We start from the raw sequence: 19,713 nt of genomic DNA on the forward strand, positions 1-19,713 counted from the left end.
TACAATCTTGCCATCTGCTGGTTAATACACAGAAAGTCCTAAACTTAAATGATAGAACATCTGGATAATATCTCTTAAAACAGTCCTTTTTCGTTCTTTTACCTCAAACGGTATTACTATCGTATCTCCTGGCTCTATATTTGAAGTGTTATAACTCGCTGTACCATTTACCTTTGCTATGAATATACCATTCCTGTCAGCATTCTTTGTATACCCACCTGCCTGATGAATATAATTATCCAATTTATATCTCTTATTAAAGAGCACATTTGTAGGAAGATTTACCTCTCCTATTACCGCTACGGATACAGGTGCAACAGGTACATATATAAAATCACCATCCTCCAATGTAATATCATATTCGCTTTTCCCTTCAAGCAGTGCCTTTTCATCCTTAATGTCTAAAGGTATCCTTCCCTTAACTTCCATATTTTTCATTTCTTGAAGGTATAACTGTACCTGTTCAATAAGCTGTTTATCATATGAACTTTCAGCCCTTTCATATTCTTTTCTTAACATCTCTTCTTTCTCTTTTATAAATGAGGCAACCTGTCTTTCTTTCTCTGCTCTTATGGTTTCACGTAGAAATACAATACCTGGTAGATAAGCATACTTTGTAAACCCACCTACTCTTTTTATAAGGTCACTGAACCTATCACCCCTCATAATAACATATTCTCCAGGATATTTTACCTGACCATATATGGTAATTTTCTTCTCTATCCGCTCCTGTGAATAGATGAGAATTTTATCCATAGGAAATAGATTAATATCATATTCTTTTTCACCTTTAAAAATCTTTTCAGGATAAATAGATATAACCTTCTTTGAACCATCCTCTTCAGTCCTTACAATTTCTGCTTTTTCTTTCAGTGCATATGGTAAAAATTCATCTTCTTTTAATATATCACTCACCTTCATCCCACTTTTCCATCCATAATTACCTGGTCGTTTTATAGCCCCTTGAAGAGCAACAATATAAAAAAGATTATCAGGAAGAGAAGGAAGGATAACGAGGTCATGACTTTCTAATGTAAAAGTTCCTATACTTGACGGGTCAACATCTATAAGAACCCTACCTTTTTCTTTATCTATCCTTTCAACCTGTAGCCGTGAAAAATCAGCATTAGGAAGTACTCCACCTGCCAGTTTAATAATCTCTTCTATTGTTGAAACTTCCTTAAACTCATAAATAGCCGGTCTTTTTACTGCTCCCGTTATACCAGCAAGTGATTCTGCGAGAGGAACAAAAATGATATCCCCTTGAGAAAACTGTATGTCAGGGGGGTTTTCTCCTGATATAAAAAGTGGATAAAGGTCATATTCAAGAGAAGTACCATCCTTCCTTTTTATTACCCTTATCTTTCTTAAACTTCCATTATCTTTTGGGCCTCCTGCTAATGCAAGTAATTCAAAAATACTGGTTATGGGGGTAATTATATAACTGCCTGGTTTTTCTACCTCTCCTAAAACAAAAACCTCCTGTTTTCTTATAGCCCCTGTAGTAACAGAGACAAAAACGTTTTTATATCTTTCCGAGATTTTTCTCTGGATGATGTTTTTTGCTTCTCCTAAAGTCTTTCCATCAATGTATATCTTGCCTATTCCTGGAATGAATATAGACCCTTCATTATCAATCCGTTTTCTATATTCCTCCTCTACAGCACCCCATATAGTAATTACTAACTCATCATCCAGCCCAAGGATATAACTTTCTGGAATATAGAATCCCGTCTGTTTTATATCCCCCTGTATAGAAGAGAAAACTTTTACACTGAAAAAATCCAGGTCTCTATATTGAGGGATTGTATTATCCTGTCCCTGTATAAGAGATATGAAAAATATATTTAAAAATAATATGATTTTTTTCACCTTTTTAACTCCAGATACTTCATCTTTCTTACTCTATCACTTAAAAAAAATAAGTCAAGTATGACTTAAAAAAGAAAAAATGAGGGGTCAAACCAATCAGGTTTATATTGGGCGCACGTGGATTCGAACCACGAACCCCCGCGTTATCAGCACGGTGCTCTGCCCTTGAGCTATGCGCCCCTTCTGTTAACATAAAAACATAGATCCTGAAATTTTAAATATAAAAGATATACTTTTTATCTATTATTCCTTTGGTGTTACATCATCTTTTCTATTCAAAAAATCTTCAAGATACTTCTTTATAATATCTTTTGCACCCAAAGCAAAAGCGAGTGCAAGTCCAAAAGCAACTGCTGCAAGAACAATAATAAATACGTTCCCTATAAACTCTGCTGCTATCCCTAACTGCTGGAGTGCTATTACAGTACCAAACACAACAATGGCAACCTGTGTAAGTTTACCCAGTACAGCTGCTTTTTGAATACCGATATTTCCTGCTGATGTACGAACAATTCCGCTGAAGAAGTTACCGAGAAATATAGAAAATAGAAATATAAGAAGCCCTAAAATGAATTTAGGAATAAAAGCCAGCAGTCCATCTACCACAGAACTCGGTATGTCTATACCGGCAAAACTTACCGCAATAAATATAACCACAAGCATCGTAATCCAATACACAGCAATCCCTATAAGTTCTGAGACCTCTTTTGTTATATTACCTTTCTCTAACATTGTCTTTAATCCTGCATCTTCTGAAAGTTTATCTACCTGCAGAAATTTAAATAAATTTGTAACAAGCAACTTTATAAATTTCGCTACTATCCAGCCAATAATAAACACAACGAGCGCACCTAATACAATAGAAACACCATTCCAGAATCTCTGTGCTACCTCTGTGACGGGTGCAAATCCGCCTCGCATCTTTCCCTCCTTTGCTCCATTTAAGAGCACAACCATCTACTCTGTTTATTTTACCACTTTTCCCATACAAGAATCAACCTCAACTGTCTATTATAACAAAAAGTTTCTTTTTACCTCTTACTTGTTCTAATAAGATATAAAGAAGTTTTCTTTTTTATTGTACTTTTACATATCTTTGAGTTGCTTATTTGAAATATAAAAAGTATACTATCTATCAGAGGCAGAGGGGGAATCTAATCAGCAAAGTAGTCCATACCCTACGATAAAAGTAAATTAGAGCCTGTAATTTCTGATTTCAGGGAGGTTCTAATTGAATATGCAATATAAAAAACCGTTAAAATTTGTAGTATCTATAAGTATTTCTCTGATAGCAGGGATGATTGGGTCTATATTTACTTCTACATCTGTAGACACCTGGTACAGGACTCTCAAAAAACCAATTTTTAATCCCCCTGATTGGGTCTTTGCGCCTGTCTGGACTTTTCTGTATATCATTATAGGATTTTCTCTTTTTCTTGTCTGTAGTGATGAAGGAACCAGTTATAAAACAAAGAATACATCATTAACCTTTTTCTCATTACAACTTTTATTTAATATTCTCTGGTCTCTTTTATTTTTTGGTATGAAAAATCCACTACTGGCTTTTGTTGATATAATACTTCTCTGGAGCTCAATTATTCTTACTATGATATTCTTCAAAAAAATCTCCTTAATTGCATTTGTTCTTTTCATTCCATATATTTTATGGGTAACATTTGCTATTTTTTTAAATTATGCAATTCTTGTTATGAACTAAGGACGAAATAATGAAAGTTTGCAATGTTGTACTTATAATTTTACTTCTTGTCTTTAACTGTCTATCTCAGAATACAAAACTTGTTAATGTAAAGAATGTTATCCCTGATATTGTCTTGGACATAAGATATGCTACATCAAAAAATTTTACAGGAAAGGTTCTATATCCTTCTGCTGACTGTTTTTTAGCAGAAGAGGTTGCAGTTGCACTAAAAAAAGTTCAGGAAGACCTGAAAGAACAGGGATATTGCCTGAAAATCTTTGATGGATACAGACCTGTCTGTGTTCAAAAAGAGATGTGGAAGGCATTTCCAGATAGAAGGTATGTGACAAATCCTGAAAAAGGTTCCATTCATAACAAAGGATATGCTGTGGACGTTTCAATTGTATCTCTTAATGGCTCTTCAGTTTTGATGCCTACGGACTTTGATGAGTTTACTGCAGAGGCACATAGTGATTATAAAAACCTCCCACCAGATGCAATTAAACACAGAGATATTCTGAAAAAGACAATGATGAAACATGGCTTTCTTCCAATAAAGACAGAGTGGTGGCACTTTAATTATAAGGGATATAAAGACAAACCAGTTTTAGATATTTCTTTTGAGGTATTACGTAATAAAAAATAGAAGAATTCTATGGTAGTAATCCTTCTATAGCAAAGACAGTTCCTTCAGGCGCAACAGAAATTCCTGTTTCTTTTACTAAAACATCCTCTTTCAGAACATTCATATTTGCATCAAGGTAAATAATCTTTATATCTTTTATCACATAACCATATCCCTGGTTCTGATTTGTAAATACAGTCCCTCCTGTTATATTCGGAAATATAATAATGGTTTTTTCAAAATCCTTTTCTTTTGCTCCTGCAAATCCCTGATGGGCATACTTTGGCTCTGTAGCAATAAGAATCCGTACATCCTTAAACTTTATCTGTGGCCATTGACTGAATGGTATGAGTTTTTTCTGATTCTGTTTTATAATCCCTGCACTAAAGATAGCAAGAGTTCCTGTGAATAGTAATATCGCACATAATATAAAAATGCTTCTTTTTTTCATATCAGAATGCCAACTGGTAAATTTTTATAATATCTTCAGCAGTGATGGGTTTTGGGTTATTTTCTATAGGAACCGCAACCTTCATAGCATCTTGTGCAAGTGAAGAAAATGTTTCAGGAGAAATTCCTAACTCTTTCAGCCGTGGTATCTTAAATTTTTCAAGCATATTTTTTATCTCTGATATTAATATCTCTACCTTTTCTTTATCATTCTTTTTTGAATCTCCATAGATGTAATCATAAATCCGTCCAAGTTTTAGAGTAATTTCAGGCAGGTCAAACTCAAGAACATAGGGCAGAATGAGTCCATTCCCTATTCCATGGGGAACACCAAATACTCCACCTAATGGATAAGATATTGAATGGACTGCTGTAACCCCTGCATTGGCAAGCCCAACACCAGCAAGAAAACTTCCATAGAGCATAGATTCTCTACTTTTTATATCAGAGCCGTTCTCATAAGCAGAAGGAAGGGATTCCCATATGAGTTTTACTGCAGATAGAGCCACCGCCTCTGTAAGAAAGTTTGCCCTTCTGGATATGAAACTTTCCATTGCATGACAGAGTGCATCCAGTCCTGTGGAAGCGGTTATTTCCGGTGGAACTGTGAGTGTAAGTAATGGGTCAAGTATAGCAACTTCTGGATACAGATACTTACTGTTTATTCCACCTTTTTTCTTTTCATCCTTTCTGATAAATACAGCAGTAAATGTAACCTCACTTCCTGTACCTGCTGTTGTGGGAACCATTATCTTGGGAAGTCCTGGACCTGGTACCTTATCAAGCCCCTGATAGTCCCGGACACTACCACCATTGGTAATGAGAACTGCTGCTGCCTTTGCAGTATCAAGTGTGCTTCCACCACCTATTCCACAAACAATGTCACAGTTTTCATTTCTACCGAGTAAGGCACATTCATCACCTGTTTCTGTTGATGGTTCTCCTGATATACTATCAAAGATAATAGAGTCAATAGAGTTTTCTTTAAGGTGTTTTTTTATTTTTTCAAAGTTCGCTGTCTTTGAAAAATTTTTATCAGTAACAAGTAATAGTTTTTTACCACCAATGGACTTTATCACATCAGGAAGTTGTAAGATAGAATTCTCTCCGTAAATTACTTCTGGTTTGCACAAAAAGGTAAATTTCTTTATCATAGTGAAATATAAAAGCATAAAGAAAGGGGTGTGTCAATAATTTGGAAAAATTGAAGAAAGAGATAAAGGAGTATGCCCTAAAAAGTGGATTTGTAGGATGCGGTATAACAGGAACGGAGAATTTTTATGAGTATGTGGAGGTGTTAGATAACCTCATAAGTGAATTCCCTGAAACAGGACCCCTTTATAAGCCGATGTATAACCGTGCATTTATAAAAGAGAGATTCCCATGGGCAAAATCAATAATTGTTTGTATCAGATTTTATGGTAAATATAAAATTCCTGAACAGGTGAAGGGTTATATAGCAAGAAATTACCTTTTTGACTGCCGTGTCCCGCAAAACCCTGACTATGTGATGGTAAAAAATTTTACTGAGTGGTTAAAAAGTAAAGGGATGAGGGTGAGAAAGGGTGGAGTGCCTGACCGACTGGTTGCCTATAAGACAGGACTTGTTTCCATAGGTAGAAACTCTTTTGCGTATGCAGGAAAATATGGCTCATGGATCAATATTATTACATATCTTGTGGATGCAGAACTTGAACCTGACCTCTCATCAGATAAAAAAATCTGTCCGACCGATTGTACAAGATGTATAGATGCCTGTCCAACAGGAGCAATAGTTAAACCATATAAAGTAAGGATGGATAAATGTATTGCCTATCTTACATATGGTGCAGAACCTCCGATAAAAAAAGAACTTGAAGATAAAATGGGAAGATGGCTTTACGGATGTGATATATGTCAGGAGGTCTGCCCATTAAATAAAGATGCATGGGAAGAAAAGGAAGAATTACCGTACCTTGAAAAGATATCCAGTTTGCTTACACCAGAAGCACTTATAAATATGGATATGGAGATATATAAAAATATCATTTATCCGCTTTTTTATTATATCCCGCCTGAAGATATAGAAAGATGGCACATAAATGCTGAGCGGGTATTGCAATTATCTTCTGAGTGAAATCCTGCGATAGTTGGAAGGGGTCATCCCTGTGATTTTTTTGAAAGTCCTGTTAAAAATTGTAAAGTCAGTAAATCCGACCTTTCCTGCCACTGTATATACCTTTTTTTCAGGATGCTCTGTTAATAGTTTTTTTGCCTCCATAATTCTTCTCTGAAAGATATATTGTTTTAATGGCATACCTGTCTCATTTTTAAAAAGATGTGAAAGATAACTTTCAGAAATAAAAAATTTTTTTGCAATATCTGACAGGGATATATCTTCTGTAAAATGTCCTTCTATATAGTTCATTATACTTTCTACCCGGGGATTATGTCTCGGAACAGGATTCTTCTTTGATGAACACCTTTTAAGAAGAGATATCAGTGCCATTGTTTCATAATGAACAATCTCTTCCCAGTTCATCTCTTTTGTTGCTACCTCTACTGATATATTTCTAAAGATAATCTCTACGAGAGTTGCCTCTCTCTCACCTAATCGTATAATATGTGGAGATGTCTCTATAATCTTTTTAATCTCTCTGTTTATAAAGGAAGGAGAGAAAAAAAGAGTCCCTTTTTCTATATGGACAGGTGGGTTAAAAGGTATAAATCTGTGTATCTCCCCACTTTTAATAACAACAAAATTGTTATGTGTAAACTTATATTTTCTATTTTCTATAAAATAATACCCTGTGCCTCTTTTGATATAGTGTATTTCATATTCCTTGTGATATGCAAGATTTCCTGAAGATGAAAAATGCCTCTGCCATATACACTGTACAGGATAGTTTTTTAATATATTTTCCTGTAATAGCACTTTTTCCATTTCGGTCTTATTTTATATCAGCCGTATTCTTTCTGCAAGACAAGATTTAATACTAAAATAGCAGGAAATACTATTGTTGAACTGGTCATAAAAAGTATAATAAATTAAGAATAAGAAAGAGATATTATGAAAAACACATTGGCACTTTATGGTGGGGAGAAGACAATCAAGAACAATCCGAGGGATATATTTGACTGGCCTATTACGAACAAGGAAATGGAAGAGGCAGTAATAGATGTTTTAAGAAAAAGGAATATGTCAGGGACAGATATTACAAAGGAGTTTGAGCAGAAATTTGCTGAGTGGCATGGTATGAAGTATGGACTGGGCTGTAATACAGGAACTTCTGCACTACACTGTGCATTTTTTGGGGTAGGTATTGGTAAAGGAGATGAGGTTATCTGTCCTTCTATTACCTACTGGGCTTCCTGCCTGCAGGTCTTTTCTCTCGGTGCAACTGTTGTTTTTGCTGATGTTGAGCCGGATACACTCTGTATAGACCCCGATGATATTGAAAAAAGGATTACAGGAAGGACAAAGGCAATAGTTGTGGTACATTACTGTAGTAGACCTGCTGATATGGATAGGATTATGAAGATAGCAAAAAAGTATAACCTGAAAGTAATAGAGGATGTTTCCCATGCCCATGGTGCACTTTACAAAGGGAAATTGGTAGGAACATTCGGAGATGTATCAGGTTTTTCCTGTATGACAGGTAAATCATTTGCAATTGGTGAGGCAGGTATTATGCTTACCAATAACAGAGAGATATATGAACGGGCAATAACCTTTGGACACTATGAGAGACATAATGAACTTACAATTGGCTACCTTAAAGAAGGTACAGGACTTCCATGGGGTGGTTATAAATACAGGATGCATCAGATGTCATCTGCGGTGGGACTGGTTCAACTTAAAAAGTATTCTTCAGAGATGGCAGAGATTGATAAAGCAATGAACTACTTCTGGGATTTACTTGAAGGTGTTCCTGGTATAAAATCACCGAGACCGCCTAAAAACTCAGGAACAACTATGGGTGGCTGGTATAACTCCCTCGCTATATATAAAAGTGAAGAACTCGGGGGTCTTTCTATATCAAGGTTCTGTGAGGCATTAAGGGCAGAGGGGATGAATGTTTACCCTGGGTGTAATAAAGCACTCCATCATCACCCACTTTTCAATACCATAGATGTTTATAAGGATGGAAAGCCAACGAGAATAGCAAATTCTCCAGAAGATATAAGGAATAAAGGAGGTGGATTACCAATAAGTGAAGGAGTTCAAAGGAGAGTGTTTGTTGTCCCATGGTTTAAAAAGTATTATCCTGAAATTATAAAGGAATATGCTGATGCAATAAAGAAGGTTGTGAAGAATTATAAGGAATTACTTGTGGATGACCGGGGGGACCCTGAAGATATGGGAAGATGGATGCTTTCTGTAAGAGCGGTGACAGGGAGATAAAAAGGAGGTATTATGAAATCAATGGAAAAACTTGCCATAGAAGGTGGAAAACCTGTAAGAAGAGGTGGGATGCCACCGAGGATAATGTTTGACGAGAAAGAAAAAAAAGCAGGACTTAGAGTTATTGAAAAGTGTATTAAAGGAAATCAGGCACTGGATAGATATGGCGGTATTGAGGTTGAGGCATATGAAAAAGAATTTGCAGAATATTTTGGAGTAAAATTTGCAACAGCAGTAAGTTCAGGAACTGCGGCAGTTCACTCAGCAATAGGAGCATTACAACTTGAACCAGGGAGTGAGATAATTACCACACCTATCACAGACCCTGGTACTGTTTCTCCTATAATCTTCCAGCAGTGCATCCCTGTATTTGCAGACGTAGAGTATGAGACACTTAATATTTCTCCATCTTCCATAGAAAAAAATATTACAGAAAAGACAAAAGCAGTAATAGTAGTTCATCTTGCAGGTACTCCAGCAAAGATAGATGAGATATTAGAGATTGCTAAAAAATATAATTTATATGTGATTGAGGACTGTGCCCAAGCGCATGGTGTTAAATATAAAGGGAAATATGTGGGTACATTTGGAGATATGGGAGTATTCAGTTTAATGAGTGGTAAACATACTACAAGTGGAGGACAGGGAGGAATGGTAATTACTGATAATGAAGAATTTTACTGGAATGCAAAGCGGTTCGCTGATAGGGGAAAGCCATTCAACTCTGATGAACCCACAAATTTATTTGCAGGGCTTAACTACAGGATGACAGAACTTGAAGCAGCAATAGGGAGAGAACAGTTGAAGAAATTAAAGAAGATTCAGAAAAAGAGGGTTTGGATATATGAGGAACTGAAAAATGGCTTTGAAGCAAAACTTTCATCTTTCAGGTTATGGAGGATATATCCTTTGTCTGAACCAAATCCATGGTTCTGTTTTGTAGTGGTAGACAGGACAAAAATAAATGCAGATAAAAATGAAATAGCAAAGGCATTATCTGCAGAAGGAATACCTGTTGGTGCGCACTATGTTATTCCAATGTATCAACAGAAATGGATAAGAGAAAGAAATACATTTGGTACATCACATCTTCCCTGGAGTTTATATGGAGCAAGAGAAATAAGATATGAAGGAAGTTGTCCTGACGCAGAAAGTGCATTAGCAGACCATATGACACTTTATATCCATGAGTGCTGGGGAAGGAAAGAAATAAATGATACAATAAAGGCGTTTGTGAAAGTGGAAAGGAAATATAAGAAATGATAATAGACATCCATACACATATACTTACCACCTGGGGCGAAGAACCGTTTACAGAACAGCACCTTATAAAGAGGATGGAAGAACTTGGGATAGACAGGTTTGTTATTTTACCTATCATTGGACCTGAAGGACATTATATTCCATTTGGTCCCGATGATGTGGTAGATGTTTATAAGAGATATCCTGAAAAAGTAATTCCTTTCTGTAATATAGACCCGCGGGCAGGTGGTAATAGCCCAGAGACGGATTTTTCCTTTTTGATTGACAGATATAAAAAGGCGGGTTGTAAGGGGGTTGGAGAACTTACTGCTAATATGTATATTGATGACCCGAGATGTATAAATCTTTTCAGGCATTGTGGTAAGGCAGGATTTCCTGTGCTTTTCCACCTTTACAGTAAGATAGGTGGCAATTATGGACTTGTGGATGATATCCATCTTCCGAGGATGGAAAAGGTATTGAAGAAATGTCCTGAAACGATATTCATAGGTCATGCGATGGCTTTCTGGTCTGAGATAAGTGCAGAGGTTTCTGAGGAGACACGGAGTGGATATCCTAAAGGGAAAATAAAAGCACCGGGACGGCTACAGAAACTTCTAAAAAAATATCCTAATCTTTATGCTGACCTTTCAGCAGGCAGTGGTTTTAATGCTATAACGAGGGACCCTGCATATGGATATAAATTTTTAAAGGAGTTCAATAAAAAACTTCTTTTTGGTACTGACCTCTGCCACATAGGACAGGAGACCCCTATTGTGGGCTATTTCAAAAAACTTAAAGAAGAGCATATACTTACCGATGAAGAGTATGATAATATAATGTATAGAAATGCAGAAAAAGTTTTAAAACTTTAAAAAGGAGAAAAGATATGGCACTCATTCCTCTCGGTAAAATGAAAAATATAATGAATATACCAAAACCAGCAGAGGTATTACTTACAAAATCAGAGAAGGAGATAAAATTTTCTCTTAATCTTAAAACCGCAGATGATATTATATGTTATGACGCTTTTGTTGTATACCATAATGTAGTTATGGGACCTGCAAAAGGTGGGGTTAGATTTTCACCTCGTGTTTCACTTGAGGAGACAAGAAAACTTGCGGAGATAATGACATACAAAAATGCACTGATGGGGCTTCCTTTTGGCGGTGGAAAGTCAGGTATCCAGTTTGACCCATATAAGGTGGATGACTTCACGAGGATAGCCATTGTTAAAGAGTATGTCCATATGATAAGAGAAGAACTATATACAGGAGCATATATACCTGCACCTGATATGGGCAGTACCCCTTATGATATGGCAGTGATATACGGAGAGACACATATCCCTGAATCAGTAACAGGTAAACCGGTAATAGTGGGCGGGCTTCCTGGACGGCTACAGGCAACAGGAAGAGGTGTTTCATATGCGGTAAAACTTGGATGCGAGAAACTTTTGAAGATGTCATTAAAGGATGCGAAGGTAGTAATTCAGGGGTTTGGTAATGTGGGTAGATGGACTGCTTATTTTTTAAATGAGATGGGTGCAAAAATTATAGCAGTTCAGGATATAGGAGGGGCCATATATAATAACAGAGGGCTTGATATAGATGAATTATTTAAATACTGTCCAACAAGTAAAGATACAGTTAAGGGATTTCCTGAAGCAGAGGATATATCCCCTGATGATTTCTTTTCCTTGAAGTGTGATGCATTTGTGCCTGCAGCACTGGAAAGTGTTATAACAGAAAATACAGCACCAGAACTTAATACAAAAATGGTTGTAGAAGGGGCAAATGACCCTACTACAGAAGAAGGGGAAAATATCCTTCTAAACAGAGATATTATAGTCCTTCCGGACTTCTTTGCCAACAGCGGTGGTGTGATTGCTTCCTATATAGAGTGGAGGAATGCAAAGTCAGGCAACCAGACATCAGAGGAAGAGGTATATGAAATTATAGACAGCAAGATAGAAAATACATTCTTTCAGGCACTGAAAAAGAAAGAAGAATTGAAATGTAAAAGTTTAAGGGAGGCATTTTTTGCGCTCGCACTTAATTCCCTGATTGAAGCAATGCGTGCCCGTTTATGGATTTAGATAATATCACCTCCATCAAGGACTTGTTAATGCCTCCAGTAGAGGAAAGTGGTATTTTACTTTATATTTATAACTTGTGTGTCAGGTGGAAGTGCTTTCTCAAAACTTTCTGGATTTCCCACAACAAGGACTGTTAATCTTTCAGGAAAGAGATACTTTTCAGCAACTCTTTTAATATCTTCTTCCGAGACACTCTTCACTGCTTCAATAAGTTTTTCTGGATAGTCATAAGGGTAGCCATAATACTCATAAGTAAGAAGGCGATTTATTATCTCATCCTTTGTATCAGACCAGAATACCTCACTGTTGATAATCCCTTCCTTTGCTACATCCAGTTCCTCTTTATTTATCCCTTCTTTAATCCTTGTTATCTCTTCTTTCATCAATTGTACTGCTTCCATAGTTCTGTCTGTCCGTGTCTGTGTCCTGGCGATGAAAAGTCCTGGTCTATCAAATTCTCCAGCAAAGACAGCCCATACCTCATATGCTAGTCCTTTTTCCTGTCTTAATATCCTTGAAAATCTTGAGTTCCATCCAGCCCCGAGAGCCCTGCTTAAGACAATAGCAGCAGGATAATCCGGATTATTTCTTTGCAGTCCGATGTGTCCCATAACTATTACTGACTGTGTTGCATCTTCTTTTTTTATAACATTAAAAGAGCCATCTTGTGGAAATTCAACAGGTGGTTTCTCTTTTTGAGATGGTTTTTCTTTCTGCCACCTTCCTAAAGACCGTTTTACCATTTCCATCATTTCTGTTGTCTTAAAATCACCCCATATCCCGAGAATAATGCCTTCAGGATAAACAGATTGGTTGTAAAAGTCCATTATATCCTGACGTGTAATATTATCTATTGTTTCATATTCTGGAATTCTTCCGTAGGGAGTGTCCTTTCCGTATATAAGTCGTTTTAATTCTCTGTCTGCTATCTCTGATATCTCATCATTTCTTCTGCTTATCTCTGTTTTCTTTCTTATTTTTGCAAGTTCAATCTTTTTAGGTTCAAAGGATGGAGTGGTGAGAATATCTTTAAAGGTATTGAAAACAGAGAAAAAGTTTTTTCTGTGGCAATAACCTTCAACCCACCCAGTATCAACCCCAATACCAGTGGAGATAACCGCGCCTATGTTTTCAAGAAATATGTCAATCTCATCACCTGTCCTTTCTCCTGCTCCACCTGTCCTCATTACTTCAAATGTTATCTCTCCAAGTCCTGTTTTTTCTACTGGTTCATATATCTTTCCTGTTCTTATCAGTACCTTGAAGTTTATCAATGGGAGTGAGTGGTCTTCCATAAGAAAGATTGTAATACCATTGTCCAGTTTTTCTTTTACAAAGGATGGTTTTTCCATCTTTTTAATTTCAGAGAAGTCAATCTTTTCATATGGTTTTTGTGAGATAGTTACACATCCGGTAAGAAATACTGAAAAGAATATTACAAATCTTTTTTTCATTTTTTCTCCACAGTACCAACAACCCTTCTTTCTGTATCAATATATCTTTCCATCGCTCTGTTTATATCATCACTAGAGACCTTCTCAGTGTTTTCAATATATCTAAAAAGATTCCTCCAGTCCCCTGTAAGGACATAATAGTGTCCGAGTTCTTCTGCAAGTCCCCTCCTGTGTTTTAATTCTGTGAGAACTTCCATAGATAACCGTGCCTTTGCCCCTTCTAGTTCCTTTTCTGTTATACCTTCCTTTTTTATCTTTTCCATCTCTTCCAGAATAACATTTTCCACTTCACTGTTTGTCCTTCCTTTTGCTGGGATTGCCCAGATATAAAAAAGCGAAGGGTACTTACTACTTCTACACCAAACACCTACAGATACAGCAATTTTTTCTTCTTTTACCAATCTTTTATACAACCGTGATGTTCTTCCCCCACCGAGGATTTCTGCAAGGACATCTAAAGTATATATATCTGGATGGTTTACATCTGGTATCTGGAAGGCAGTAATGAAGATGGGCTCACTGTCCATATTTACAGTTATTCTTCTTATTCCTTCTAACGGTGGCTCAGATGGAATATCTCTTTCCGGTTTTTTACCGGAGGGAATCTTTCCAAAATATTTTTCAACCAGAGAAATTATTTCACCTTTTTCTATATCTCCTGCGATTACCACTGTGATATTTGAAGGTACATAGTGCCTTTTATAAAAATTCCTTACTTTTTCTCTTGTCATTCTCTCCAGGTCTTCTCTGTATCCAATTACAGGATTTCTGTAAGGATGTACTGTAAAGGCGGTCTTATGAAACTCTTCCATCAGTTTTCCCCATGGTGAGTTTTCAGTCCTCATCATTCTTTCTTCCTTCACAATATCCAGCTCCTCATAAAAACTTCTGAATACAGGGTTAAATAACCGGTCTGATTCAAGCAGTGCCCATAACTCTACCTTATTTGAAGGTAGGTCCACCCAGTAAACAGTGATATCAGTGCTTGTATAGGCATTGGGACCTTCTGCACCATGCTTATCAAGAATCTTACCAAACTCATTGGGTTCTCCTAAGGCAGATGCCTTCTCTTTCAATTTATTGAATTTCTCCTGCAGTATCTTAATTCTTTCTTCTTCCTTTCCTCTCCCTTGAGGGGAAAGGGTACGGGTGAGGGTGAGACATTTATCGTGTTTTCCACCCCCACCTAATTCCTCCCCCCTCATATGGGGAGAGGAGACGGTTGAGGATGAAAGAGTTAATATCTTTTCATATAACCTGTCCATCTCCTCAAGCAATCTCTTTTCTTTTTTCCAGTTTTTTGTCCCAACTTTTTCTGTTCCATTAAATGCGAGGTGTTCAATAATATGACTGATTCCTGTCTCTCCTTCTTTTTCATCCACACTTCCTGTATCCACGCAGACAACAAAAGAGACAACAGGTGCTGTATGGTCTTCAAGTAAAATAAAGCGCATACCATTTGAAAGGGTATATTCGCTTATTCTATTTTCATAATCAGAAAATGAAAAAGCAAAACAAAATGAAGTGATAATAAAAAAAAGAGAGAAATTTCTTTTATTCATAAGAATAATTATAATATATATAAAAAGGAGCAACAATCTATAGAAGAATTCTTGTAATATGGAGTGTTTTTATTTCAATAATTTGTAGGTCAGTAATAGGATCTTCAGACAGTCCTGTTTACAATAGAACTATCTCTTATACTGGCAAGAATTATCCTTTTGTTTTAACACGGGACATTATAAAAAATTCACTTCCCAATAAAATAAAAAGTGGGAACATCCATCCTTTATTTAGAGGAAGTGAGAAAGATATTTTGAAAGAAGTTAAAATACTCGGTTTAAACTGTGTTTCTGTTCCTGTTCTGGTTGAAGCCAAAAACTTAAAAAGTTCGAGGATGAGAATAAGTTATTTGTCAAAAATACGAGCAATAAAAATAATCAGAGCCCTTAAAAAAGAAGGTATTAAGTTTATTATAGAACCATATCCCTGGATAGGTAAAGGATATTACGAAGAGATTAAATGGGACCCGGCAGATAAAGAAAAATGGTTTGCTAACTGGAAAAAGGTTTTATTAGATATTAGCAGAAGTATTGCTATTCCATATAATGCTTATGCAATAGTTACTGCATCAAACTATATAAATATGGAAAATGGATATGATAAAGAATGGATAGACATTTTTAATTCTTTAAGGAACCTTAAAAACTTCAATTCTCTAATTACATACAAAACAAACTTCTGGGTTACTGCTATCTGGGATAAAGAAACAAAAACCGCTTATACTAATAAATTAAACAATTCCTTGTTCAGTGAAATAGATTTTATCTCAATCGCATTTTATTTTGAATTAAACAATAAAGAAAAAATTCCTTCTGTTGAAACATTAAAAAAAGATTTAAGATGTGTGAGTAAATTTAATAGATGTCAGGATGTTTATAAAGAAATAGAGAATTTTTATTACAGGCATAAAAAACCAGTATTTTTTGGAGAGTTAGGTGCACCCAGAAGGGTATATGCTGCCTCAGAACCATGGAACTGTGAACCACATATATATGCGGAAGTTGAAACTGCAGAATTTTCTGAAGAAGCACAGGCAAATTATTTTAGGGCAGTTCTTGAAACATTTCAGGATAAGGACTGGTTTTATGGTGCAAGTATATTTGCAATAGGTATGCCTTCTTCAAGTTATAGTACTGTTGGAAAGTGATTTATATTAGAATAAATTGATTGGAAATGCCAAGTAAATTATAATATATAAATAATGATGAGGATAAAAATTGAATAAAATTCTAACATCTATATTCCTAATTTATCTTATCCATTCCCATACGGCTATTTCTAATCCCGAATTAAAACCTATCTTTTATGAGACATTTGGAGACAAGAGACTTATCAACAATAATATATATGACAGAAATAAAAGAAAAATCTGGCTATCCGACCGTGTGGATAAACCAGGAGAAGTAGTAGATTTGTTAAACCATATTACAAAAAATGGTTCCCTTATGTTCGGTGGTTATAAAAAAAGTCAGACACTTAAGTTATCTCCTGATGCTGTAAATTTTCCCTTTAATTTCGCCCTTACATTTCAAATAAAACTACATAGTATGGGCAATGCATGGGTAACTGCTAATCCTTTTGAGGTTAGACCTTTACTTTCAGTAGTTCCGAGAAGAGATAAATATTCTTATTACGAAGTAAGATATTATCTTGAGAATGTAAAAGAAGATGGGCATATATTCAATCTCTTTAGATGTAAGTGGGATATTGTTAAGGTTGTTAATAATGAAACAGAAATAATGGCTGGCGGATACTTCAGATTGTATGAGAATATCTGGAACGATATAGAATTGATTATCTCAAATGATAGTGAGGGTTTTGTAAACATCTCTTTATATATTGAAAGCCCTTTAGACCCGATAGAAAAAAGAAAACCATTCTTATATGTAAAGGATACACAACCAAACCGTATCTTAAATGGTATCCCTGAATTATCTTTTACAATGGATGAGCACCAAACTGTATTTAATAACACACCTATAATTGAACTTGATAATATTAAAATTTACGATAATGTTCAATATCAGAAGATTGAACGGATAAAAAATAAGAATAATGCAATAGACCTTACATCCTTTAAAAATGAGAAAAACTTCTCTTACTATAGATATCTTGCCAATAAAGGAATTATCACAGAAGAGATGGTTAACACTTACAGGAAGGATACACCAGTTCAAATGAAACATTTTATCGATTTACTTTTACGTGCAAATAATATTGAAAACTTCTGGATAGATATAAATGAAAAAGAGATACAGGATATAGCAATTAAAATAGGAACTATCTCCAGAGGAAACTTTAACTCTCTGAATAAAGAAATAACAAATTATGAAGCATCTTATATTATATATAAATTTAAGGGGAACCCCAACATAGATAGGGATTATAAAAAATTGATTAGAGATAAAATACCAGAACCTTATGTAAATCCAGTTAATTATGTATTTCAAAACAATATAATAAATTTTAATCCTGATGATATTCATCCAGAAAAAATATCTTTTGGAGAAGCAGTTGATATTATTATCAGAATTCTGGACCCAACATATCAACCTTTTAACTATGAACTTAAGGTTCCTCATATTATAGGAGATAATGTTATTTTTCAGAGAGATAAGCCAATTCCCATCTGGGGACTTGGCTTTAATGGGGAAAAGATAAAGGTGGTCTTTAAAAAACAGGTAAAAGAGACAAAGGTTGAAAATGGAAAATGGTATTTAGAACTTGAACCTGAAGAAGCAGGGGGTCCTTATACTCTTACTATACAGGGAATTAAAAACAAGATTGTTAAGAAGAATATTTACATTGGAGAAGTTTTTCTAATTGCCGGACAGTCAAACGCAGAGTTTCTTTTAAAGAATAGTTTTGATTATGAAGAGACAATAAATAATCTTTTAGACCAGATAGAGAAAAAAAGATTGATTTTAAGATTATATAAACAGCAGTTAATTCTCGGATTAACACCTAATTTTACTACAAAAGGATACTGGTATTCAGCCAATAGATACCATCTATTATATTCCTCCGCTGTTGGAACTTTCTTTGTTGAAAAACTGCTTCAGATCAACCCATATTTAAAAGGGGTGCCTGTCGGTATAGTAAATCTAACATTTGGAGGGAGTACGATAGAACTTTTCATGCCGGACTTTCCTGTATGGATGCCTTATACTCAAAGACAGCATAATAATCCTGTTGTATCTGGATACTGGAATGGTTATATGAAAGCAATTGCTCCAACAAAATTCAGAGCTGTAATTTTTTATCAAGGAGAAAACAGTGTCCATCTTAGATACCTCTATGAACGATTATTGAGACATTTTATAGAAGCAATAAGACGAGAATTCAAAGATAAATCCCTCCCCTTTATACTTGTTCAACTGACAGGTTATGGAGAGAGTTATCTTGATGGAGACACCTGGCCTATTATAAGAGAGATTCAGTACAGAACTGCTAAAACAATGAATAATGTTTATATTATAACTGCTACTGACTTATCCGAAGAGGATATATGGGAAATCCATCCTCGTATAAAAAAACCCATAGGAATTCGTCTGGCATATAAAGTTATGGAAGCAATTTATGGAAAAGATATGGGATTTAGAAGTCCTGAGATGAAAAATTTTCAGATTTCTGGAGATAAAGTTAAGGTATATTTTGATTATGTAAAAGGCAAACTAAATTTTAAGGAAAAGAATACAGGATGTTTTGAAGTACTTGATGAGAATGGAAAATGGTACAAAGCAACAGGAATAAATCTGGGTAGGGATTTTGTTGAAATATGGAATGACAATATTAAACATCCGTTAGGTGCGAGATATGCATATTTCAATTATCCTAAAATGATTCTATATGACGATAACCAGATGCCTGTGTTCCCTTTTAATACAACAATAAATTTAGATAGGGAAAGTGTTGGTGTTACGGACAACTTTCATATTTTTCTACCTTATCATGGACTGAGTGACTTTGATGCAGTTTTAAATCTTACGAGAAACAAGATATTCAGAACAGTCAAAGTAAGAGATATTAATAATCTGGAATTATTCTACTCTATTCCAGGGCAGTCCAGTGGAGATGAGATTATGGTATTTTCCAGAAAGGGTAGCAGGAAGTTAGAACAAGGCAGTACAGAGAAGATATTAAAGATAAAGAACCATCATCTAAAAGTTGGAGACAGGGTAAGAAATGTAAACAGACAATATATAGATTCAGGTGTTATTGAGGTTATAGATGATAATACTGTATTAATTGAAGGTATTAACGGACAGGAAGAAGGGGATGAAATTGAAATCTATATATTGAGATATAAAGATAAAGCAGGATAAA

At 35.4% G+C, this 19,713-nt stretch carries 16 protein-coding genes and 1 tRNA gene; 9 read left to right on the forward strand and 8 right to left on the reverse strand.

What is annotated here, in order from left to right; genetic code table 11:
* Positions 1-21: 21 nt before the first annotated feature.
* The 3 genes from N3D17_01045 to N3D17_01055 form a co-directional block, all read right to left on the reverse strand.
* Positions 22-1,872 (reverse strand): SLBB domain-containing protein, encoded by a 1,851-nt coding sequence (locus tag N3D17_01045; protein MCX8081978.1) that lies wholly within the window; start codon positions 1,870-1,872, stop codon positions 22-24.
* A 108-nt stretch (positions 1,873-1,980) separates the two neighbouring features.
* Positions 1,981-2,052 (reverse strand) — tRNA-Ile (locus N3D17_01050).
* 63 nt (positions 2,053-2,115) lie between these two features.
* Positions 2,116-2,793 (reverse strand): hypothetical protein, encoded by a 678-nt coding sequence (locus N3D17_01055; protein ID MCX8081979.1) that lies wholly within the window; start codon positions 2,791-2,793, stop codon positions 2,116-2,118.
* A 316-nt stretch (positions 2,794-3,109) separates the two neighbouring features.
* Here N3D17_01055 and N3D17_01060 point away from each other — a divergent pair, with 316 nt between their 5' ends.
* Both N3D17_01060 and N3D17_01065 read left to right on the forward strand, forming a co-directional pair.
* A complete protein-coding gene (locus N3D17_01060) occupies positions 3,110-3,589 on the forward strand; it encodes a tryptophan-rich sensory protein (protein ID MCX8081980.1) in 480 nt (159 codons plus the stop codon).
* A 10-nt stretch (positions 3,590-3,599) separates the two neighbouring features.
* The gene (locus N3D17_01065; GenBank protein ID MCX8081981.1) at positions 3,600-4,217 is read left to right on the forward strand and encodes a M15 family metallopeptidase; all 618 of its coding nucleotides are present in this window, start codon (positions 3,600-3,602) and stop codon (positions 4,215-4,217) included.
* A gap of 7 nt (positions 4,218-4,224) precedes the next feature.
* Here the strand turns inward: N3D17_01065 and N3D17_01070 are convergent, their stop codons facing one another.
* On the reverse strand, positions 4,225-4,647 hold the full coding sequence (locus N3D17_01070) for a hypothetical protein (GenBank protein ID MCX8081982.1): 423 nt from the start codon (positions 4,645-4,647) through the stop codon (positions 4,225-4,227).
* 1 nt (position 4,648) lies between these two features.
* On the reverse strand, positions 4,649-5,800 hold the full coding sequence (locus N3D17_01075; protein MCX8081983.1) for an iron-containing alcohol dehydrogenase: 1,152 nt from the start codon (positions 5,798-5,800) through the stop codon (positions 4,649-4,651).
* Positions 5,801-5,841: 41 nt separating this feature from the next.
* Here N3D17_01075 and N3D17_01080 point away from each other — a divergent pair, with 41 nt between their 5' ends.
* Positions 5,842-6,762 (forward strand): hypothetical protein, encoded by a 921-nt coding sequence (locus tag N3D17_01080; GenBank protein ID MCX8081984.1) that lies wholly within the window; start codon positions 5,842-5,844, stop codon positions 6,760-6,762.
* On the opposite strand, the gene N3D17_01085 is transcribed toward N3D17_01080, so the two are convergent.
* Complete coding sequence (locus N3D17_01085) at positions 6,748-7,569, reverse strand: AraC family transcriptional regulator (GenBank protein MCX8081985.1); 822 nt, start codon at positions 7,567-7,569, stop codon at positions 6,748-6,750. The genes N3D17_01080 and N3D17_01085 overlap by 15 nt on opposite strands.
* Before the next feature lie 126 nt (positions 7,570-7,695).
* Here N3D17_01085 and N3D17_01090 point away from each other — a divergent pair, with 126 nt between their 5' ends.
* The 4 genes from N3D17_01090 to N3D17_01105 are packed head-to-tail and all read left to right on the forward strand — an operon-like array spanning position 7,696 to position 12,370.
* On the forward strand, positions 7,696-9,030 hold the full coding sequence (locus tag N3D17_01090; protein ID MCX8081986.1) for a DegT/DnrJ/EryC1/StrS family aminotransferase: 1,335 nt from the start codon (positions 7,696-7,698) through the stop codon (positions 9,028-9,030).
* 12 nt (positions 9,031-9,042) lie between these two features.
* Entirely contained in the window at positions 9,043-10,293 is a 1,251-nt protein-coding gene (locus tag N3D17_01095) for a DegT/DnrJ/EryC1/StrS family aminotransferase (protein ID MCX8081987.1), read from the forward strand.
* Positions 10,290-11,147, forward strand: a complete 858-nt coding sequence (locus N3D17_01100; GenBank protein MCX8081988.1) for an amidohydrolase family protein — start codon at positions 10,290-10,292, stop codon at positions 11,145-11,147. Before N3D17_01095 ends, N3D17_01100 begins: the two co-directional genes overlap by 4 nt.
* 14 nt (positions 11,148-11,161) lie before the next feature.
* On the forward strand, positions 11,162-12,370 hold the full coding sequence (locus N3D17_01105) for a Glu/Leu/Phe/Val dehydrogenase (GenBank protein ID MCX8081989.1): 1,209 nt from the start codon (positions 11,162-11,164) through the stop codon (positions 12,368-12,370).
* Between the two features lie 56 nt (positions 12,371-12,426).
* Here N3D17_01105 and N3D17_01110 read toward each other — a convergent pair whose 3' ends face one another.
* Entirely contained in the window at positions 12,427-13,824 is a 1,398-nt protein-coding gene (locus N3D17_01110) for an insulinase family protein (GenBank protein ID MCX8081990.1), read from the reverse strand.
* The gene (locus N3D17_01115; protein MCX8081991.1) at positions 13,821-15,386 is read right to left on the reverse strand and encodes an insulinase family protein; all 1,566 of its coding nucleotides are present in this window, start codon (positions 15,384-15,386) and stop codon (positions 13,821-13,823) included. The genes N3D17_01110 and N3D17_01115 overlap by 4 nt, the downstream gene beginning before the upstream one ends.
* Before the next feature lie 254 nt (positions 15,387-15,640).
* On the opposite strand from N3D17_01115, the gene N3D17_01120 reads away from it, so the two are divergent.
* The gene (locus tag N3D17_01120) at positions 15,641-16,534 is read left to right on the forward strand and encodes a hydrolase (GenBank protein ID MCX8081992.1); all 894 of its coding nucleotides are present in this window, start codon (positions 15,641-15,643) and stop codon (positions 16,532-16,534) included.
* A 70-nt stretch (positions 16,535-16,604) separates the two neighbouring features.
* Positions 16,605-19,712, forward strand: coding sequence for a sialate O-acetylesterase (locus N3D17_01125; GenBank protein ID MCX8081993.1), 3,108 nt, complete (start codon positions 16,605-16,607; stop codon positions 19,710-19,712).
* Position 19,713: the final 1 nt, after the last annotated feature.

This window comes from bacterium (assembly GCA_026414725.1).
Classification (GTDB): Bacteria; Ratteibacteria; UBA8468; order B48-G9; family JAFGKM01; genus JAAYXZ01.